Source organism: Paenibacillus marinisediminis, from assembly GCF_054343325.1.
The window spans coordinates 1-20532 of the sequence record NZ_JBTGUH010000018.1 but is presented as its reverse complement, the minus strand read 5'-3'; the positions used below and the strand labels follow the sequence as shown (position 1 = coordinate 20532).

General features: G+C 48.4%; 18 protein-coding genes. 1 reads left to right on the top strand and 17 read right to left on the bottom strand.

Annotated features, from left to right (window positions below; translation table 11 throughout):
• Positions 1–232: 232 nt before the first annotated feature.
• The 10 genes from sigH to ACXX53_RS21990 form a co-directional block, all read right to left on the bottom strand.
• Complete coding sequence (sigH, locus tag ACXX53_RS22035) at positions 233–889, bottom strand: RNA polymerase sporulation sigma factor SigH (RefSeq protein WP_458570849.1); 657 nt, start codon at positions 887–889, stop codon at positions 233–235.
• A gap of 197 nt (positions 890–1086) precedes the next feature.
• Positions 1087–1644, bottom strand: coding sequence for an NYN domain-containing protein (locus tag ACXX53_RS22030; protein WP_458570848.1), 558 nt, complete (start codon positions 1642–1644; stop codon positions 1087–1089).
• A 5-nt stretch (positions 1645–1649) separates the two neighbouring features.
• The gene (gene rlmB, locus ACXX53_RS22025; RefSeq protein ID WP_458570847.1) at positions 1650–2396 is read right to left on the bottom strand and encodes a 23S rRNA (guanosine(2251)-2'-O)-methyltransferase RlmB; all 747 of its coding nucleotides are present in this window, start codon (positions 2394–2396) and stop codon (positions 1650–1652) included.
• 48 nt (positions 2397–2444) lie between these two features.
• On the bottom strand, positions 2445–2882 hold the full coding sequence (locus ACXX53_RS22020) for a Mini-ribonuclease 3 (protein ID WP_458570846.1): 438 nt from the start codon (positions 2880–2882) through the stop codon (positions 2445–2447).
• Positions 2883–2940: 58 nt separating this feature from the next.
• Complete coding sequence (cysS, locus tag ACXX53_RS22015) at positions 2941–4386, bottom strand: cysteine--tRNA ligase (RefSeq protein ID WP_458570845.1); 1446 nt, start codon at positions 4384–4386, stop codon at positions 2941–2943.
• An 82-nt stretch (positions 4387–4468) separates the two neighbouring features.
• A complete protein-coding gene (gene cysE / locus ACXX53_RS22010) occupies positions 4469–5155 on the bottom strand; it encodes a serine O-acetyltransferase (protein ID WP_458570844.1) in 687 nt (228 codons plus the stop codon).
• Between the two features lie 783 nt (positions 5156–5938).
• Positions 5939–7393, bottom strand: coding sequence for a glutamate--tRNA ligase (gene gltX / locus ACXX53_RS22005; protein ID WP_458570843.1), 1455 nt, complete (start codon positions 7391–7393; stop codon positions 5939–5941).
• Between the two features lie 73 nt (positions 7394–7466).
• Positions 7467–7949 (bottom strand): 2-C-methyl-D-erythritol 2,4-cyclodiphosphate synthase, encoded by a 483-nt coding sequence (gene ispF / locus ACXX53_RS22000; RefSeq protein ID WP_458570842.1) that lies wholly within the window; start codon positions 7947–7949, stop codon positions 7467–7469.
• A gap of 33 nt (positions 7950–7982) precedes the next feature.
• Positions 7983–8687 carry a 2-C-methyl-D-erythritol 4-phosphate cytidylyltransferase gene (gene ispD, locus ACXX53_RS21995; protein ID WP_458570841.1) on the bottom strand — a complete coding sequence of 235 codons (705 nt, stop codon included), beginning with the start codon at positions 8685–8687 and terminating at the stop codon, positions 7983–7985.
• Positions 8688–8789: 102 nt separating this feature from the next.
• Positions 8790–9872: a PIN domain-containing protein gene (locus tag ACXX53_RS21990; protein ID WP_458570840.1), complete on the bottom strand. Its 1083-nt coding sequence runs from the start codon at positions 9870–9872 to the stop codon at positions 8790–8792.
• A gap of 222 nt (positions 9873–10094) precedes the next feature.
• Between ACXX53_RS21990 and ACXX53_RS21985 the strand changes: the two genes are divergently transcribed.
• Positions 10095–10490: a DUF1573 domain-containing protein gene (locus ACXX53_RS21985; protein WP_458570839.1), complete on the top strand. Its 396-nt coding sequence runs from the start codon at positions 10095–10097 to the stop codon at positions 10488–10490.
• A 70-nt stretch (positions 10491–10560) separates the two neighbouring features.
• On the opposite strand, the gene pssA is transcribed toward ACXX53_RS21985, so the two are convergent.
• The 7 genes from pssA to ACXX53_RS21950 form a co-directional block, all read right to left on the bottom strand.
• Positions 10561–11295, bottom strand: a complete 735-nt coding sequence (gene pssA, locus ACXX53_RS21980) for a CDP-diacylglycerol--serine O-phosphatidyltransferase (protein WP_458570838.1) — start codon at positions 11293–11295, stop codon at positions 10561–10563.
• A 66-nt stretch (positions 11296–11361) separates the two neighbouring features.
• Positions 11362–12441 carry a DNA integrity scanning diadenylate cyclase DisA gene (gene disA / locus ACXX53_RS21975; protein WP_458570837.1) on the bottom strand — a complete coding sequence of 360 codons (1080 nt, stop codon included), beginning with the start codon at positions 12439–12441 and terminating at the stop codon, positions 11362–11364.
• A gap of 16 nt (positions 12442–12457) precedes the next feature.
• Positions 12458–13825, bottom strand: a complete 1368-nt coding sequence (radA, locus tag ACXX53_RS21970; protein ID WP_458570836.1) for a DNA repair protein RadA — start codon at positions 13823–13825, stop codon at positions 12458–12460.
• Between the two features lie 164 nt (positions 13826–13989).
• A complete protein-coding gene (gene clpC / locus ACXX53_RS21965) occupies positions 13990–16437 on the bottom strand; it encodes an ATP-dependent protease ATP-binding subunit ClpC (RefSeq protein WP_458570835.1) in 2448 nt (815 codons plus the stop codon).
• A 77-nt stretch (positions 16438–16514) separates the two neighbouring features.
• Positions 16515–17588: a protein arginine kinase gene (locus ACXX53_RS21960; RefSeq protein WP_458570834.1), complete on the bottom strand. Its 1074-nt coding sequence runs from the start codon at positions 17586–17588 to the stop codon at positions 16515–16517.
• A 123-nt stretch (positions 17589–17711) separates the two neighbouring features.
• Positions 17712–18272 (bottom strand): UvrB/UvrC motif-containing protein, encoded by a 561-nt coding sequence (locus ACXX53_RS21955; RefSeq protein ID WP_458570833.1) that lies wholly within the window; start codon positions 18270–18272, stop codon positions 17712–17714.
• 109 nt (positions 18273–18381) lie between these two features.
• The gene (locus tag ACXX53_RS21950; protein WP_458570832.1) at positions 18382–18852 is read right to left on the bottom strand and encodes a CtsR family transcriptional regulator; all 471 of its coding nucleotides are present in this window, start codon (positions 18850–18852) and stop codon (positions 18382–18384) included.
• Positions 18853–20532 lie beyond the last annotated feature (1680 nt).

The window sequence follows — 20532 nt, the reverse complement described above, 5'->3', positions numbered from 1 at the left end:
AAAAGATATTGACGCCGTGAAGGTTCACGCCATACACTCTATCACATCTGACAGCCGGTTGACAAAGGAAATGATCGCTAAATCACCTAATAGTAGTATAGATCAATCCTTCTTTAGTTAAACGTAATAGGAGGAACACATTGTGCGCTACTTCTACCACCCTATTATCATAAAAAAACCGCAACCGCACGCGCGAGCGTCCGATTACGGTTAGACTAGTCATTCTCTAAAACTATGCCTGATGCCCGCTATCACGATCTTCCAGATAATTCTCCAGCTTGCGCTTTACACGCTGCAACGCATTATCAATAGACTTAACGTGGCGATCCAAGTCCACTGCGATTTCCTGATACGAACGTCCGTCCAAGTAGAGCATCAGCACTTTTCGCTCTAGTTCACTCAGAATCTCAGACATCTTGTCTTCGAGACCTATGAATTCTTCTTGGTTGATAATGAGTTCTTCGGGATCGGATACGCGAGAGCCTCCTATAATATCCAGCAAAGTGCGGTCGGATTCTTCATCATAGATCGGCTTGTCCAATGATACGTAGGAGTTCAGAGGAATATGCTTCTGGCGAGTAGCGGTCTTAATCGCAGTAATGATCTGGCGTGTAATGCATAGCTCTGCAAATGCTTTGAAAGATGCGAGCTTGTCTCCCTTAAAGTCACGAATGGCCTTGTATAACCCAATCATACCCTCTTGAACGATATCCTCTCGATCAGCGCCGATCAGAAAGTATGAGCGCGCTTTAGCTCGAACGAAGTTGCGATACTTATTAATCAAATATTCCAATGCATCGCCATCACCATCGCGGACCGCTTCAACAAGCTGCTCATCGCTAAATCTCTCATATGGGAACGTGCCTATTTCTTCGAGGTCCACAATCACTAGCAATCCCTCCGGCCTGCAACGCAATCCTTCCGTTACACGATAATTACGCACAATAATAGATTCAGTATATATGAAGTATTCTGACATCGTCAACCGCGGGAATGCTTGATATCACGGGAAAAATGGCACATTAGCTCCCTCCGGCAACGAAAACGTTACTTGAAAGACTATATGATTATGGAAATATGCGTAAGTTATTTGGGCGATGAATCGTCTATTTCTCCCCTGCGCAAACGTTCTAGACGAAGCATGACATCAAGGCTTAATTTCCCCTCGATTGGATTGCGTTTAATAGGAAGGATCTGCTGTTCCTTGATCTTTTCCTTCACTTCGTGCTTCGCCTGAACGATTATGAGCCGCAGTTCACTAGCTGAAATGCGAAGCGCTCCTTGGGCGAATACTACGTTCTGTTCGGTCATATCCGATGTAGCCACGTAGATTTGCCTTCGCCGCTGCTTCAATTCTCGAGCCAAACGCTCGATGCATTCATCCGCAGTCTCCTTTTCCTTCGTAAAAGTAACGGTCACATCACTCTTCTTATAGGTCATGCCAAGACCGGGGACTCGGTACGCATCAAATACGACGATAACCCTGCGCCCAGAATAAGCTTGATAATCAGCGAGCATATCCAACAGCTTATCGCGAGCTGCCTCGAACTGCTTGTCCGACAACTGCTTCAGTTCGGGCCAGGCCCCTATCATGTTGTAACCGTCTACCAGCAGAACATCCCGCCAGTCCGTATGCGGCTTCATAGGCGTCAGCCGCGACGCCGGCGAACGACCTCATACATGAATATCCCTGCAGCCACCGACGCGTTTAATGAGTTAATTTGACCTGCCATAGGCAGCTTCAGCAAGACATCGCATGACTCGCGAATAAGTCGGCCCATACCTTTACCTTCATTTCCAATTACAAGCGCAACCGGAGCATCGAACACATTCGTATCGTATATATCTTCAGACGCACTCACATCTGTACCGACGATCCATATACCGCGCTCTTTTAATTCTTCAATCGTCTGTGCCAGATTCGTCACCCGAGCTACTGGAACGTATTCAACCGCGCCTGCTGAGATCTTAGATACCGTAGCTGTTAGACCTACGGAACGGCGCTTCGGAATGACAATACCGTGCACGCCTGTGCAGTCCGCTGTTCGCAGTATAGAGCCCAGATTGTGCGGATCTTCAATCTCGTCGAGCAGAAGCAGAAACGGCTTCTCTCCTCGCGCTTCCGCGCGCGCCAGAATATCATCCACTTCCACATAGTCATAAGCGGAAACTTGCGCTACAACTCCTTGATGCTGAACGCCTTCAGCCATCTGATCCAGCTTGCGCTTGTCCGCCGCCTGGACGATAATTCCCGCTTTCTTCGCTTCAGCGATAATGGGTTGTGTTAGATGCTTCTGCGCCTGCTCGGCGATCCAGATCTTGTTGATGGTACGGCCAGAACGAAGCGCCTCCATGACGGAGTGCTTTCCAGCAATTATTTCTTCTGTTGTACTCAAGTTATATCCTCCTTCAAATGTTTATCGGCCCAACTCCAACTAACCATCCTATTCGCCTGGCTCACTCGGCTTGTCCAACATCGCATGGACGAGCTCACGCAGACGTCCGATACGTTTTTCATAATATAAATACCCAAACAGCGCTTCAAGCGCCGTGGCTTGACGATATTCATTCACATTCGCGCTCTTCGGCACGGTAGACTTCGCATTCCGGCCTTGCCGCACAACGTCCGCTTCCTCTTCGCTCAAGAGCGGCGTCAGCTTGAATAGAAATGCAGCCTGTGCCTTAGCCGAAACATATTTAATAGATTCCTTATGCATATGATGCGGACGATGATTGGGGTGCGATATGACATACTGTCGGATCGCCATCTCATACACAGCGTCTCCGATATAGGCCAGTACGATCGGATTCAATTGCTTCGCCCCTTTGGCAGGGGCGAAGTCAAACAGCCAGTTGGTCTCATGATCTAACGACAGTTCCATAGATTCTTCCATGTGTGCTCTGCTTTCACTCCCCTCGCTGCTTATATTCCTAAATATATTATCCACGCTTCCAACGCACACCTTGTGCGGTATCCTCAAGCACGATGCCTTTGGCTGTCAAGAGTTCACGGATTTCATCGGCGCGAGCCCAATTTTTTGCCTTGCGAGCATCGGTTCGCTCCTGAATCAATTGATCGATCTCTTCATCAAGGAGTTCTTCTTCTTGCGGAAGGACGATGCCTAAAATATCGTTCATCGCTTCAAACGCATCCAGCAGCGCGATCAGATCAGCAGTCTGCAGTTGATTGGATGCGCCATTTTGCTGCAGGTACACGTTAGCTTCTGTCGCCCACTCGAACATCGCCGTAATCGCATCTGCGGTATTAAAGTCATCCTGCATCTTCGCATCGAACAGCTCCATGATCGAAGCGAGCTTCGATTGAAGAGCTTCGGACGGTTCTCCATGTACTTCAGGCTGGGCAAGCGCCTGTTCCGCATCAACACCAAGTGAGGACAAACCGTACATCACATTGTTCAACGCGTTACGCAAGCGCTCCACCGAGTTCATCGCCTGCTGCATCGATTCAGCGCTGAAGTTCATGGAATTTCGATAATGTGTAGAAAGCATGAAATAACGGATCGCACTCGGATCATACTGTTCGCGCAGGTCTTTCACAAGCACACCATTGCCGAGTGATTTCGACATTTTCTCATTGTTAATATTAATATACCCGTTATGCATCCAATAGTTCGTAAATGGTTTGCCTGTAACCGATTCAGACTGTGCTACCTCGCACTCATGGTGCGGGAAGGTCAGGTCCTGACCGCCGCCGTGAATGTCGAGCGTATCGCCAAGATATTTGCGCGCCATCGCGGAGCATTCGATATGCCAGCCTGGGCGGCCTTCGCCCCACGGGCTCGGCCAAGCGATCTCACCTGGCTTCGCGGCTTTCCAGAGGACGAAGTCTTCTGCGGATTCCTTGCGCGCATCCACTTCAATACGAATACCGAACTGCAGCTCCTCCAGATTCTGATGGGACAGCTTGCCGTAATCCTCGAATTTACCTGTACGGAAGAACACATCTCCGCCTGACTCATAGGCAATATCCCGCTCCACGAGTGCAGCGATAAACTGAATGATTTCAGCCATATTGTCCGTTACGCGCGGGTTAATCGTCGCACGGCGTACACCAAGACCGTCGCAGTCGGCATAATAAGCATCCACGAACATATCTGCAACTTCCGGCACTGTCACATTCATTTCGCGCGCCTTATTGATCAATCTGTCATCCACGTCGGTAAAGTTCATAATGTACTGCACATCATTACCTATCGCTTCCAGATAACGTCTAACTACATCAAAAAAGATCGCTGGACGCGCATTTCCGATATGCATATATCCATATACGGTCGGACCGCAAACATACATCTTAACCTCACCGGGCTTTTGCGGGGTAAAGCTCTCTTTCTCACGAGTCATTGTGTTGTAAATATGAAGTGTCATTCAGATTGTACCTCCTTATATTTTATAAATGTGTTTATTTATCGTTTGAGTAGGCTAGAACATCGCTTGCTGCGAAATCTCCTTAACCGACGGGACAATTGTCCTTAGAAGCCTCGTCTTTCGGTTCAACCCGCTTCAACGAATCCACCTCAGAACGAAGCCTATCAAGCTCGCCATGAAGCGTTCGCAGCATATCAACGACTGGGTCGGGAAGCTGAGCATGATTAAGGCGATCGACTCTGACACCGTCCTGCTTCACGATACGCCCTGGAATACCTACCACTGTACAGTTGGCCGGCACTTCGCGCAGCACGACTGAATTGGCCCCGATGTTGGAGTTATCCCCAACCTTAAAGGATCCCAGTATCTTTGCACCAGAGGCGATGACGACATTGTTGCCGATCGACGGATGGCGCTTCCCTTTCTCTTTGCCTGTTCCTCCAAGAGTTACACCTTGATAGATGACCACATCGTCTCCTATTTCACAGGTTTCACCAATCACGACTCCCATGCCATGGTCAATGAACAACCTCTGACCGATCTTAGCGCCAGGGTGAATCTCGATGCCGGTGAAGAACCGGCTGACTTGGGAGAGGGTGCGGGCTGTAGCATACCATTTGCGCTTGTAGAACCAATGCGCGACTCGATGCCACCAGATCGCATGAAGCCCTGAATAGGTAAATACGACCTCGAACCGACTTCTTGCAGCAGGGTCATTTTCAAATACTGTACGAATATCGGATCGCATCTGTTGAAGTATACGTCCCATGAATTTGTCCCTCCCTGAAAACTCGGTTTCCATCTATAACTCACCAGCGGGACTATGTTCGCACGCTGCTGTGCTTCTGTAACACGGTTTCACCCCGTTATCCCGCTTCCGCAGGCTCGCTTCGAATTCCCTAACGGGGTTATTCCCCGTTAACTTACCCGCGCGGCTATGGTCGCATGCCGCTTCGCCTCTGTAACACGGTTTCACCCCGTTATCCCGCTTCCACAGGCTCGCTTCGAGCTCCCTAACGGGGTTATTCCCCGTTAACTCGCAGCTACACTTCAAGCCCAATCCGCAAAAAAGACGCCCCCGCAGCCTATGCTGCAGAGACGCCTTGCGCGGTCCCACTCTGCTTGAATAAGCACTCTATTGCAAGCTCAACGATCTGCAATCGTCTAAGTCCGCAATAGATGGTTCGCTTATCCCACTCTAAAGTCCTGTAACGGGGACGACTCGTCATCCCCTACCCGCTTCCCCTGTTGCACAGGGTCAACGCTCAAGGATGATGCTTCCGGGCGCAGTACGCTCCGCGGAGGAAGAAACGGCTCTCAGCCAGGGAAAGCCGATCCACTCGCTCTCCACCGCCGTTCTCTCTGGACTTCCTCCATTGCGGGACGCTCTCCCGTTCAACGCGCTTAACTATATATCCAACGCTGCTTGCTAATTGATTCCAGTCTTACCACTCACATGGACTCTGTGACCAGTATACTTTAAATTCCCCATGATTGACAATGGCGCTTCGCATACATCGCAAAGATAGCCAATCATTCGTATGCTATACGTCTATGCGCGCTCTTTCAAGCGCTTCAGAACAGTCTCGCGGCCAAGAAGCACGATAGTTTCATTCAGGTCGCGACCGTGCATCTGTCCGGATACAGCCACGCGAACCGGCATGAACAAGCCTTTGCCCTTCGCTCCTGTTTCCTTCTGCACTTCCTTCAATACCGCCTTCATCGTATCGGCATCCCATGCCGATGCCGCTTCCAGCTTCGCATGCAAGGCAGCTAGCACCTGCGGCACTTGCGGCTCAGCCAGCACAGCCGCAGCTTCCTCATCTAGTTCCATCTCGTCACGGAAGAACAGATCTGACAGCTCAACAATATCTGACGCGCAGTTCATCTGCTCCTGATACAGCTTTACGAGCGAGTTAGCCCAAGCCTCTTGCTCTGGCGTCATCGTCTCTGGCAAGCGGCCAGCCTTCTGCAGATGCGGAATCGCCATAGCAGCGATGCGATCAGGATCACTCTTCTTCATGTATAAGTTATTCAGATGAGTCAGCTTATTCGTGTCAAACACTGCAGGACTCTTCGAAAGACGATTCGCATCGAAGATCTTGATCAGTTCTTCGCGCGAGAACATCTCTTCCTCACCTTCCGGCGACCAGCCAAGCAGGGCGATGAAGTTGCACATTGCTTCCGGCAGATAGCCAAGCTGATCATACTGCTCGATGAATTGAATGATCGATTCATCGCGCTTGCTCAGCTTCTTGCGAGTCTCATTCACGATAAGCGTCATATGACCGAATATCGGCGGCTCCCAGCCGAATGCTTCATAGATCATCAGCTGACGCAGCGTGTTTGTGATATGGTCCTCACCGCGCAGTACATGTGACATCTTCATCAGGTAGTCATCAATAACAACCGCAAAGTTATACGTTGCGATGCCGTCCTTCTTGATGATGACCCAGTCTCCAGTTGTATCGGATTCAAAGGTAATATCACCTTTGACCATGTCATTGAACGTGTACGAGCGTCCTTCCGGCACAACAAAACGAATGCTCGACTGACGACCTTCCGCTTCCTTAGCGGCCTGCTGCTCTGGCGTCAGATGACGGCAAGTTCCTGAATACTTAGGTGTTTCACCGCGCTCCACCTGAGCTTCGCGTTCTTTCGCAAGCTCATCTTCCGTACAATAGCAGCGGTAAGCCAGTCCGCGATCCATCAGATCCTGCGCATGCTGCATGTAAATATCCAGACGCTCCGTCTGACGATATGGGCCATACTCGCCGCCCACATCGATGCTTTCATCCCAATCTATGCCAAGCCATTTCATATACTTGAACTGGCTCTCTTCTCCGCCTGCCACATTGCGCTTTACGTCTGTATCTTCAATGCGAACGATGAACTTTCCACCGTGGTGTCTTGCAAACAAATAGTTGAACAGCGCAGTACGCGCGTTTCCGATATGTAAATGTCCTGTTGGACTTGGCGCATACCGTACTCGGACTTCTTTACTCATGGTTACATCCCCTCTGTACTATGCTAAATCCCAGCATCAGCAGCCATTTCGGCCAGCTATCTTAATCCCATAATCATATCATATCGCGAATTAAGCAGACAACAGCTTGTGCCGCAATACCTTCGCCTCTTCCTGTGAAGCCGAGCTTCTCCGTCGTCGTCGCTTTAACATTCACCTGCGAGACGTCTGCCTCCAGCACACGAGCGATTACTTCCATCATCGCCGGAATATATGGCAGCATCTTCGGCTGCTGCGCAATGATCGTGCAATCCACATTGCCGAGCTTATAGCCGCGTTCCTTCGCAAGCGCCCATACATGCTCCATCAGCTTTACGCTGTCGGCATCCTTAAACGCTGGATCTGTATCTGGAAAATGCTTGCCGATATCCCCTAATCCAAGCGCTCCTAATACGGCGTCGCTAACCGTATGCAGCAAAACGTCCGCATCGGAGTGACCAAGCAAGCCTTTCTCATACGGAATCGTAACGCCGCCGATGATACATGGTCTTCCTTCCACCAGTTGATGCACATCAAAGCCTGTCCCCACTCGAATCATATTATAAGTCCTCCCCCATATTAGGATATCCTATTATTCATCTTCACTCTGACGTGTTAGCCACCACTCCGCCCAGAGCAGATCCTCTGGCGTGGTCAGCTTGATATTCGTGTAGCTTCCTTCGACGATATGAACTTCGATTCCGATTCGTTCAACGAGCATCGCATCATCCGTACCAAGCCATCCCGCTTCACGAGCCGCATCATGCGCTCTCATGACGTCATCAAGACGAAAAGCCTGTGGGGTCTGAATCGCCCACAGACTGCTTCGATCCGGCGTCGCTACGATGACGCCCTCTGCATTCACTTGCTTGATCGTATCCTTAACCGGCACAGCAAGCACGGCTGCCCGATGCTGTACGGCTGCATCGCAGCAGGCGAGCACGTCGGTCTCCGTCACGAACGGACGGACACCGTCATGTATAAGCACAACCTCGACACCACGCTTCTGTGCCGCCGTTAATCCTTCATATACTGAATCCTGGCGTTCCTTGCCGCCAGCGACAATATCGCGCACCTTCGCCAGGCCATATTGCTCTGCCCATGACTCGCAGCGCGCTACATCGTGCGACGATGTCACGAGTACAATCGTCTCACATTGCTCCATTCGCTCGAATCGTTCCAGTGTATGTACCAGTACAGGCTTGTCCTGCAGCAGCAGAAACTGTTTGCTCTCCGGCGTGCCCATGCGCGTGCCTTTCCCAGCCGCTACTACGACAACCCCGAAACGTTGATTCATTGCTCTTTCCCCCAGTTTCCCCAGTTAGTAATATGTGACCTAAGGTGACTGGTATAAGAACCTGATAACGCTCCCTGTTGGTCATATCACCATCATACCTGTTTATTGGGCTTTTTCCAACAGTTTCGGCTTCGCAAATATCATTCGGCCCGCAGAAGTCTGCAGTACGCTCGTCACGAGCACTTCCATCGTGGTGCCGATATAATCACGGCCGCCTTCAACGACAATCATCGTCCCGTCATCCAGATAAGCAACACCTTGTCCATGTTCCTTACCGTCCTTAATGACCTGAACAACGATCTCTTCACCTGGAAGCACAACAGGCTTAACCGCATTAGCCAAGTCGTTGATGTTCAGCACTGACACACCTTGAAGCTCACATACCTTGTTCAGGTTGAAGTCATTCGTCACGACTTTACCCTTCAGCACCTTAGCAAGCTTCACCAGCTTACTGTCCACTTCCGATATCTCCTCGAAATCGCCTTCGTAGATCAATACTTTGACCTCAAGCTCCTTCTGGATCTTGTTCAGAATGTCGAGCCCGCGTCTTCCTCGGTTGCGCTTCAGAAGATCCGGCGAATCTGCAATATGCTGCAATTCCTCCAATACGAATTCCGGTATAACAATCGTACCTTCTATAAAGCCGGTTTTGCAGATATCCGCAATCCGACCATCAATGATGACGCTTGTATCCAATATCTTATGTTCCTCAAACCGGTATTCGGATACTTCTTCAGGTAATGGAGTGCGCAGTGACTGAACCCATGGGGCAACATCATCCACTTTCCATCGAGACATCTGTAATCCGGTAACCCCGCATCCGATCGTGATAAGTACCGCAATTACATTTCCAACCACTCCAAAATGGCCCAATAATGGCACAAGCAGTGCCGCAAAGCAGAGTCCAATTAAAAGTCCGCACGTATAAATCATTAACTGGTTCATAGACATCTCAGCTACTTGATTGCGAAATGCTTCCCACAACCTTTGCATCGGCACCATTAAAGTCTGACATAGAATCATGCCGAGAATGCCTCCACCTATAGCCCACCATACGAGTCCGGACGACCAACTATCTACTGCTCCAGACCAAGTAAGTGAACTCGCGATTATATTCTTATGCATTTCCATGCCAAACCAAGCGCCAACGACCCCAGACATAGCCATTGCCGTACGTTTTAACATGAACCTCCACCTCCTTCATTTTCATAGTCACATCCTTACAATTATGACCAACAGTTTGGAGTCCTAATCCGTTTCTGTAGATAAATTCCAAACCAATCTTGTTGATAAATGGTAATTATTAGTTTTATAATGAAGTTAGCAGCACATATTTCACGATGTCCCTGACACTTAAGTGCGCCTTTCCTTAAGCCGCACCATTACATGAATAGAGGTGGAATTGAAATGAGTACTCCAAATTTGCAAATGTTTCAAGAGCAAGTCGCTGACTTACTGCTTCGCCATCGGAGTCTATTAGACGTATTGTCCAAGTATGGGCAGTCAGACGCTTCCGTGAATCGCGCGGTGACTAAGGCTATAACGGAATGCGGATGCTTGGAAGTCCATGCGAAGCGACAACCATATAAAGAGGAGATGGATCTTCAAGAAGCGAAGCATAGCTTGGAGAGTCATGTTCAAGGACATCTCTGTGAGAACTGTAAAGATGTGATTCGAACTGAGCTGGGAAAGCATATATTCTACATGTCGGCACTTTGCAATCTGCTGGATATTAACCTCGATGAAGTCGTGGAGCAGGAATCCAGCAAGTGTTCTACACTGGGGATCTTCAACTTGTCATAATTAATGCATGCTTGTCTATATACAAACAGGGCTGTATCCTCGAACGAGGATACAGCCCTGTTTCATACTTTTAGGAAGAATGCTTAGATACTAGCTCTTCAGAGTCCTTGCGGGACTTTCGACGGCGTCGGTTGAGCATTCTAACGTTTTTTTTTAAGCCGAGCAGCGCGTATAATACGAGCGGCACAAATATCAATTTAGGTGTCTGTTCCGGCTTCCACAGCGCGATGGCAACGGCGAACGCGATCACAAATGGAGTTATCCAGATCGCCTTCTTCGGGATACCGACCTTCTTGAAGTTCGGATAACGAACCGTGCTGACCATCAGATACGATACGAGCAGCATAGCTACAATGAGATATGGAGCCGCAATATCATCGCTGAACAGTGCTAGTGTACATACGACACCGCCTGCTGCCGGGATGGGAAGGCCCACGAAATAGCCTGGGATACCATCAACAACATTAAAGCGAGCAAGGCGCAATGCGCCGCATATCGGGAATATGGCAGTCACGATCCACGCCAATGCCGGCGGGTTCACATCGCTAAGCGCTGTCACATACATGATAAATGCTGGCGCAACCCCGAAAGAAATAACATCGGATAATGAATCCAATTCCTTTCCGAATTCGCTCTGCGCATTAAGTGCTCGAGCCACTCGGCCATCAAGACCGTCTAACAGCATCGCGATAATGACCATCAGTGCTGCCAAGTTATAATCATCATGAAACGCAAGCATAATGGCAATGATTCCGAGAAACAAGTTACCGATCGTAAACAAGCTCGGAATGGACTTTGTAATCATAGGTTCACCTCTGGATTTACTATGCCCAACGTCTGTAATTTCATATTTGGTAAATAAGATCTAAGATTAAATCTGTCTGTCAATAAATACCTGTTCTTGGATTCGCTTCAGACCTTCCTTGATGGTGCGGGCACGCACTTCACCAATTCCGTCAACTTCGTCCAACTCTTCGATCGTCGCCATCATCACTTGAGGCAGCGAGCCAAAGTTGTCAACCAGGTTCTGAATGACGACGTTCGGCAAACGCGGGATCTTGCTCAAGACACGATATCCTCGCGGTAAGATAGGTTCATCTTGAGTAGCCTGTGTAGCCGGGTATCCAAGCATACGAACCAGATGGTGGGCGTCAAGCAGTTCATCTTGTGTACATTTCTTCAACTGTGCAAGAATATCTCGAATCTTCTCATCGCTATTCTCACGAGCATAATCTTTCAATAGCAGCCATGCATCGTCCTCTGTGTTGCTCACAAGCTCTTCTAGCTGCATGCTGATCAATCTGCCTTCGGTTCCAAGTTCGTTGATGAAACGCTTGATCTCCATCTTAATACGTAACACCATCTCAATCCGTTGCATAACATTGACAACATCATACAGTGTTACCAACTCTTCGAACTCCGAAGCGGTTAAATTGGTCAACCCTTGCACAAGAACAACTTTATATTTTTCCAATGTCTGAATCGCTTGGTTCGCCTTCGTTAGTATAACACCAATTTCTTTAAGCGAGTAGCGCAGGCTTCCTTGGTATAGCGTGATGACATTCCGTCTCTGGGATATCGACACGACGAGCTTGCCTGTCTGCTTCGCCACACGCTCCGCTGTACGGTGTCTAATTCCCGTTTCAATCGACGGTATGGAGGAGTCAGGAATGAGCTGAGTGTTCGCATACAAGATACGTTTCATATCCTCACTCAATATGATGGCACCGTCCATCTTAGCAAGCTCATATAAGTAACTCGGTGAAAAATCACAGTTAATGGAGAAGCCTCCGTCTACAACTTCCATTACTTCAGGGCTGTACCCCAGAACGATCAGCGCTCCCGTCTTAGCGCGCAATACGTTCTCCAGTCCTTCACGAATCGGTGTACCCGGCGCAACAAGCTTGAGTAAGTCGTTGATGATATCTATTTTATTTTGCGTCTCTTTCATTCTCTATATATGCCCCCTAACTTAACGCCGCAGTTAATGCTTCTGCAACGGTATTCACCCCGATGATCTCAATATGCTTAGGCTGTGTCCAACCACGCAAGCTATTCTCAGGCATAATAATTCGCTTAAATCCGAGCTTCTCCGCTTCCTTCACTCGTTGTTCCGCTCGTGAAACAGCACGAACCTCACCTGTTAACCCGACTTCGCCAATGACGACATCAAACGGCTGGGTCGGCGTATCACGAAAGCTTGAGGCAATCGCGACAGCTATTGCTAGATCGACAGCAGGTTCATCCAATCGGATACCGCCCGCTACGTTCACGTACGCATCTTGATTCTGAAGGAACATCCCCATCCGTTTCTCCAACACGGCGATAATGAGTGCCAGTCGATGATGGTCGATTCCAGTCGCCATTCGACGTGGCGATGGAAAGTTAGTCGCTGCTACCAAGGCTTGCATCTCAACGAGTACTGGACGAGTACCCTCCATACTTGCAACAACGATAGAACCTGAAACACCAAGCGGACGTTCTTGCAGAAACAGCTCGGAAGGATTCTTAACCTCAACGAGCCCGCCTTCGGTCATGTCGAATATCCCCATCTCGTTCGTAGACCCAAAACGGTTCTTCACTGCACGCAGAATCCGATACGAATGATGTCTTTCACCCTCAAAGTAAAGCACGCAATCCACCATATGCTCCAACAGGCGCGGTCCTGCTATCGCGCCTTCTTTGGTTACATGACCTACAAGAACGGTGGCAATGCCTCTGCCCTTGGCAACCCGCATAAATGCACTCGTACATTCACGAACCTGCGCAACACTTCCTGGCGCGGATTCTACTGAGGGCTGGTAAACCGTTTGAATGGAATCAATGATAAGGAAATCCGGCTTCATCAAATCAATTGCTTCTTCAATATATTGCAAATTCGTTTCACTTAATACGAATAATCGTTCCGACAAGGACCCCAGCCGATCAGCTCGAAGCTTGGTTTGACGCATGGATTCCTCACCAGATACATACAATACCTTCAAGCCGCTGCCAGCGACCGCATTCGATGTTTGAAGCAGCAGCGTGGACTTTCCGATTCCAGGGTCACCGCCAACCAGAATCAGCGAGCCTGGGACGATTCCGCCGCCTAATACTCGATCCAATTCGGATATCGTTGTGCTGACACGCGGTTCACGACCACTTTCTATATGTATGATGGGTTGTGGCTTTTCTTTCGTCTGAGTGAGGGTCGAGGATACGCCGGTGGTCTTAACGACGGTTTCACGCTCTTCCACCATCGAATTCCATTCATTGCATCCTGGGCATTTGCCCATCCATTTAGGGGATTCATATCCACATTCTGTACAATAAAACTTGGTCTTGACCTTGGCCATGACAGCCAACAACTCCTGTCTAAAAGCTCAATAATTTCAAGTTTACCACTTTTAAAGAGTGGTGGAAAGAAGTGTGACAAAAAAACGGGTCCAGAGGACCCGTTTTTCGCTGCTAAATATGAGGAATTGACCGTTATTCGTGAATTATCGCTATATTTGAGCAATTATGTTGTAACTTCAGGTTTAACTTCGTTGTTTAGGACGACCAGTTGGCCTTCCTGCTCGTCAATCGTTACCGAATCTCCCTTAGTTATCGTGCCTCTCAGGAGTTCTTCGGACAATCGATCCTCGATGTGCTTCTGAATCGCGCGACGTAATGGACGAGCTCCATAAGCTGGATCATAGCCTTCCTTAGCCAAGAAGAGCTTCGCTTTATCCGTGAGCGCAAAGTTAATGTTCTGTTCGTTCAGACGCTTCTTCAGATCGTCTGCCATCAAGCTGACAATCTCACCGATGTGCTTCTCATCAAGAGAGTGGAATACGATAATCTCGTCGATCCGGTTCAAGAACTCAGGGCGGAAGCTCTTCTTCAGCTCACCCATGACTTTATCCTTCATGTTGTTATAGTCACGACCGGAATCTTCCGTTGCCGTGAAGCCAAGTGTCGTATTGCGTTTAATCGCTTCAGCGCCAACATTCGATGTCAGAATGATCAACGTGTTGCGGAAGTCTACAATTCGTCCCTTGGAATCCGTCAGGCGTCCGTCTTCCAGCACTTGAAGCAGGATGTTGAATACTTCTGGGTGAGCTTTCTCAATCTCATCCAACAGTACGACGGAATAAGGCTTGCGACGTACTTTCTCCGTCAGTTGTCCGCCTTCTTCATAGCCTACATATCCTGGAGGCGCCCCAACTAGACGTGAAGTGGAATGCTTCTCCATATATTCAGACATATCGATGCGGATTACGGCGTTCTCATCACCGAACAGAGACTCGGCAAGCGCTCTGGCCAGCTCTGTCTTACCGACACCAGTAGGTCCAAGGAAGATGAAGGAGCCCATCGGACGCTTCGGATCCTTAAGGCCTGCACGTGCGCGGCGGATTGCACGGCTGACTGCTTTAACAGCCTCGTCTTGACCAATCACGCGCTTATGCAGAATATCTTCCATCTTCAGCAAGCGTTCCGTTTCTTCTTCCTTCAGCTTAATAACCGGGATTCCCGTCCAGTTCGCTACGATCTGAGCGATGTCCTCAGTTGTTACCTCGGAGTCCATACGACCTTGCTTCTCTTTCCATTGGTTGCGCACAGTTTCAAGCTCTTCGCGCATCTTCTGCTCTGTATCACGCAGAGCAGCAGCTTTCTCGAATTCCTGGCTCTGTACGGCAGCATCCTTCTCCTTACGGATATCTTCAAGACGCTGCTCAAGCTCCTTCAGATTCGGCGGAACCGTATACGAATTCAAGCGAACCTTAGAACCAGCTTCATCGATCAGATCGATCGCTTTATCTGGCAGAAAGCGGTCTGTGATATATCGATCAGACAGCTTAACCGCATGCTCAATCGCTTCATCCGAGATCTTCACACGGTGATGCGCTTCGTAACGATCACGCAATCCCTTTAGAATCTGGATCGCTTCTTCCGGAGTAGGCTGATCAACTGTGATCGGCTGGAAACGGCGCTCCAAGGCAGCATCCTTCTCGATGTATTTGCGATATTCATCCAATGTCGTCGCACCGATACATTGCAGTTCGCCGCGAGCAAGGGATGGCTTCAAGATGTTAGAAGCATCAATCGCGCCTTCTGCGCCGCCCGCACCGATCAACGTATGCAGCTCATCGATGAACAATATAATATTTCCCGCTTGACGAATCTCATCCATAATTTTTTTCAAGCGATCTTCGAATTCGCCGCGATATTTCGTTCCGGCTACGACAGAACCCATATCGAGCGTCATTACACGCTTATCGCGCAACGTTTCGGGAATCTCATTCTGAATGATCTTCTGCGCCAGGCCTTCTGCGATCGCAGTCTTACCAACCCCAGGCTCGCCGATCAACACAGGGTTGTTCTTCGTACGGCGGCTAAGAACTTGGATCACGCGTTCGATCTCCTTGCTACGGCCGATAACCGGATCAAGGTTGCCTTCCTTCGCGATCGCCGTCAAGTCACGCGCTAAGCCATCCAACGTTGGTGTGCTTACGTTCTGCGGCGTGCCATGATGGCTGGACACCGCTTCGCTGCTGCCAAGCAGCTGGAGCACTTGCTGGCGCGCTTTGTTCAAGCTGATGCCTAAATTGTTAAGCACGCGCGCAGCCACGCCTTCACCTTCACGGATTAGGCCAAGCAGGATGTGCTCGGTACCGACATAAGTATGACCGAGCTTGCGCGCTTCATCCATCGACAGCTCGATGACTTTCTTCGCACGCGGCGTATACGCAATATTCGTAGGCTGCTCTTGACCGCGGCCGATGAGCGATTCCACTTCGTCTTGTATTTTATCGAGGCTCAAACCCAGAGCGACCAGCGCTTTCGCAGCAATTCCTTCACCTTCACGAATCAGACCGAGCAATATATGCTCCGTACCGATATTGTTATGTCCCAAGCGGACTGCTTCTTCCTGGGCCAGTGCCAGCACTTTCTGTGCTCGTTCTGTAAATCTACCAAACATCATCCACTTGCACCTCCATTTATAATGAATAATTTATCTTTCAATAAGAACAAGCTTTAGTTATGGTTACTAATCATATCTCAACCATTCTGTCGTTCCTTGCCCAACATCTCACGAACGAGTCGAGCACGATAAATATCGCGTTCATCCGCATTCATCTGTCTATTATAAATATGCTGCAGGAAGCCAGACTGGCTCATTACCATTAATTCATTCAACATCGTAGGGGATACTTCCTTCAATATCTGAAGATCTGACCCCAAACGAATATCGGACAAGCGCTGCGCGGCTTCCTTAGACTCCATAATCGCCGCATGCTTCAAAATACCGTATGAACGGCACACCTTATCCGTGATTCGTGTGATATTATCTTGACGGAGCTGTTCCCTGGCATTGCGCTCATGCTCAATAATTTGCTTCACGACTCCATATAAATTATCGATAATTTCCTGCTCCGTTTGACCAAGTGTGATCTGGTTTGATATTTGAAACAGGTTGCCGATCGCTTCGCTGCCTTCTCCATACAAACCGCGAACCGTGAGTCCGACTTGAGATACAGCCTGCAGGATTCGATTAATCTGCTTCGTAAGCACAAGCGCAGGCAGATGCATCATAACCGAAGCGCGAATACCGGTACCCACATTTGTCGGACAACTGGTCAGATAGCCATGCTTCTCATCAAAGGCATATTCCACCTGCTGTTCAAATATATCATCAATCACATTAGCCGCTTCCCAAGCTTCTACAATTTGCAGTCCTGGGTACAGACATTGAATGCGCAGATGATCCTCTTCATTGATCATGATGCTGACAGATTCATCATCCTTCAGGATCAGTCCGCCGTTGCGCGACTCATTCGCCAGGTTCGGGCTAATCAGATGCTTCTCAACCAGCACCTGCTTCTCCATATCATTTAAGTCAGACAACCTCATCATCTGAAAATGTCCCAGCTCTTTGAACTCAGGAGTCTCTCCTACCTTCGATAATAGCATTAGCGATTCCTGAGACTGCTGATTAGTCGCCAACAGTGGAAATGGCAGCCCATGTATGTTGCGAGCGATGCGGATACGGCTGCTGATGACGATGTCGCTGTCTGGCCCTGTTCCGCGCATCCAATCGCTTACTGGCTGTTCCATAAAAGAATATGTGGTCATTCGCTACCTCCTCCTTCAATGAAACGGAGTTCCGTCTTGTACGATTAAGTCCATGTATGATCAACTGAAATAGAGAGATGAGAATAGCAAGTGCAGATTGTACTTTAATGACTATTCATAAGATCATTCATTGGATGCCTGTGTATCCTTAGAGCACATCTCTTGCTCCAAATTGCGAATCCGGTCTCTCAATTCCGCTGCCTTCTCAAACTGTTCATGCCGGATACTTTCATGAAGCTCATGTCGAAGCTCTTCCAACTCACGCTTACGTTTCATCAACCCACCGCTGCGTCTTGGTATCTTCCCAACATGAACGGTGTTCCCGTGAACTCGTTTGAGCAAAGGATCCAAGCGTTCACCAAATGATACATAGCAGTGGTCGCACCCGAAGCGTCCCATTTTACTAAATTGTGAATACGAGATCCCGCAGTTATCACAGCGAGCCGTTTGCGATTTAGCAGGCGATTGTCCAGTTGTATTCGACTGTGCAGCTCCACCTGTTAAGTCAAAATCGAGCAAGCCAGACAACAGATTATGAATGGAGAATCCGTTAGGCGCGCCTGGGATAAGTTCGCCTTTCTCACGTGCGCAGCTTTCACAGATGTGAATCTCTGTCTTCTGTCCGTTAATAATCTTCGTAAAATGCAATGTAGCCGGCTTCTGACCGCATTGTTGACACAACATCTAATCGTTCCTCCTCCTGATCCAGCGTTATGAACGCTTTGTTGTTCAAGCTTTGTGAACGCCTGTGTCCGTTACTAACTCTTCAACCTGACGCCACCCATGTACACAGCTATAATTTGGATTGACCTAGTAAGGTTAGCAGCATCGCTTTCAGCAATCGGGCGCGTATCTCATCTCGATAAGGAAGCTTCAAGGCAAGGGTATCGCGAGACATAGCCGCACGAAGCAGATTGGCCTCTCGATAGGTGATGACCTCAGCCTCTTCCAAACGATATATGAGTCCATCTGCCGCCCCCTGACTTATACAGTCTCCAATGGTATCGCACACATGGGTCTGAATCGTTTGCTGAGCCGGAAGGGATATTCGCTGAATACGAACATAACCGCCGCCGCCTCGCTTACTCTCAACCAAGTAGCCCTTTTCAAGGGTAAATCGCGTATTAATCACGTAGTTGATCTGTGAAGGTACGCATGAGAATTGCAGCGCCAGATCGTTTCGTTGAATCTCAACTGCACCTTCTTGACTATCCATAAGCAGCAGCTTAAGATGCTGCTCAATGAGATCGGAGATGTTTCGCATGTTCACTCTCCTTCCCGTCTATGTTACTCACATCATTACCTGCTGAAGAGAGATATACCTATATAAGGTTTAACCATCTTATCGACTGGTTATTCGATAAAGGTCAGTATTCGTTGACTTTGACTTTCTTTGACCTTGATTATATTATATGCCATTTCATTATATTTGACAATATTAATTATGCAGTGTATCTGGTTGGATCAGCGAACTTATACACTGTTGCGCTAGCGCGTGATCCGGGCATCACAAGGGTAAAATGTGCGGATGTACGCGTGACTCCACTGCATGTTAACTCATATACGGATATATGGATAGCTTGGCTAAGATGCAGCTAGTGCACACAGTTTGACCAATACTGGTAATACGGTATTTCCCTGTTACAGTGTGTCTGGGATTGCAGGATTCAGAGATAACAGGGTAAAACCCTCTTATAGGAGTAATCTCGAGTGGGAAATGGGGTCAGCGAGTGTGATAACTGGGTTTATCCCGGTTAGAGCGAGCTGCATGCCACTGGCTTACTGAAATAACGGGGAAATTACCTCTTAGGGAATAACAAGGCGATCACTATGGAGTCAATGGGTGCGATGATGCTGTCGGAGTACACAGGTTATTGCTTGGTATACGATGCGATATCTAGGATATCGAGATCTGATGGAATGTCACAAGGATGCATGGGAGTATTCTTAAATTTCGAGTATATTCGTCATTTGCTGCATACAGCAAGTGTGGGATTTCAACTTTCATATGTTCATTCACGTCAAATTATGAACACACTTATGCACAGATGCCTTAGATATTGCTCTAATATTTCTTAATATCCTCTTGGAAAATGTGAACAATCGAAGACCTTTCCACAAATGGTGGATAAAAAGTGGACATGTGAGTGGATATGTTGCTAAGTTTCAATGGTTACATGGAATAATAAGAGGCAATATGCTGTTAAGAATGTTATACACATGTGGAAAGTTTACGAAAAATAGCGAATCCTTCCTCAACTTGTGAATAGTTATGGAAACTCCCTGTCGATTCGAGTCCAACATCCGCCCGGGTTCGCTCGATGCTGTCCTTTTGAGGAACTCCTCTATCGTTATCATCAGGCATGTTTCATGTGCCGTATATCTGAACCAACTGCATTTCGTGCAGCTAGTATGTAGTGTCTGTATGTTGGCTGAGTGCTTACTGCATAATGTACATTTATTTCAGCTACTTTAAAGTTCAATGCTCAATTCTGGCTGAAATAAATGCCCGAAATGCAGTTAATTTGTGTTTTAGGGCTATCCTCCGTGCAATTAGATGTACAAAATGCATCTAGCCCGTGTGACACAGTTCCTATGTACGTGTACCTCAACTAACTGCATATCGTGCAGCTAGTGTGTTGCAGTTGGACGTCGGCTGAATGCTTACTGCATAATGTACATCTATTTCAGCTACTTTTAGGTTCATTGTCCAATTCCGGCTGAAATAAATGCACGAAATGCATCTAATTTGTGTTCTAGGGTTATCATCCCTGCAATTAGATGTACGAAATGCATTTAGCCCGCGAGGCGGAGGCATTGCGCATAGAAAAAGCCCGCTGTCGATTCGAGATCAACAGCGGGCTTTAGTTAGCTTGGCGACGTCCTACTCTCCCAGGACCCTGCGGTCCAAGTACCATCGGCGATGAAGGGCTTAACGGTCGTG

Coding starts and splice junctions, on each gene's coding strand:
- ACXX53_RS22030 (WP_458570848.1), bottom strand. CDS start 1,644: ATGAAGCCGCATACGGACTGGCGGGATGTTCTGCTGGTAGACGGTTAC.
- ACXX53_RS22020 (WP_458570846.1), bottom strand. CDS start 2,882: ATGGAACTGTCGTTAGATCATGAGACCAACTGGCTGTTTGACTTCGCC.
- cysS (WP_458570845.1), bottom strand. CDS start 4,386: ATGACACTTCATATTTACAACACAATGACTCGTGAGAAAGAGAGCTTT.
- cysE (WP_458570844.1), bottom strand. CDS start 5,155: ATGGGACGTATACTTCAACAGATGCGATCCGATATTCGTACAGTATTT.
- gltX (WP_458570843.1), bottom strand. CDS start 7,393: ATGAGTAAAGAAGTCCGAGTACGGTATGCGCCAAGTCCAACAGGACAT.
- ispF (WP_458570842.1), bottom strand. CDS start 7,949: ATGATTCGAGTGGGGACAGGCTTTGATGTGCATCAACTGGTGGAAGGA.
- ispD (WP_458570841.1), bottom strand. CDS start 8,687: ATGAATCAACGTTTCGGGGTTGTCGTAGTAGCGGCTGGGAAAGGCACG.
- ACXX53_RS21990 (WP_458570840.1), bottom strand. CDS start 9,872: ATGTTAAAACGTACGGCAATGGCTATGTCTGGGGTCGTTGGCGCTTGG.
- ACXX53_RS21985 (WP_458570839.1), top strand. CDS start 10,095: ATGAGTACTCCAAATTTGCAAATGTTTCAAGAGCAAGTCGCTGACTTA.
- pssA (WP_458570838.1), bottom strand. CDS start 11,295: ATGATTACAAAGTCCATTCCGAGCTTGTTTACGATCGGTAACTTGTTT.
- disA (WP_458570837.1), bottom strand. CDS start 12,441: ATGAAAGAGACGCAAAATAAAATAGATATCATCAACGACTTACTCAAG.
- radA (WP_458570836.1), bottom strand. CDS start 13,825: ATGGCCAAGGTCAAGACCAAGTTTTATTGTACAGAATGTGGATATGAA.
- clpC (WP_458570835.1), bottom strand. CDS start 16,437: ATGATGTTTGGTAGATTTACAGAACGAGCACAGAAAGTGCTGGCACTG.
- ACXX53_RS21960 (WP_458570834.1), bottom strand. CDS start 17,588: ATGACCACATATTCTTTTATGGAACAGCCAGTAAGCGATTGGATGCGC.
- ACXX53_RS21955 (WP_458570833.1), bottom strand. CDS start 18,272: ATGTTGTGTCAACAATGCGGTCAGAAGCCGGCTACATTGCATTTTACG.
- ACXX53_RS21950 (WP_458570832.1), bottom strand. CDS start 18,852: ATGCGAAACATCTCCGATCTCATTGAGCAGCATCTTAAGCTGCTGCTT.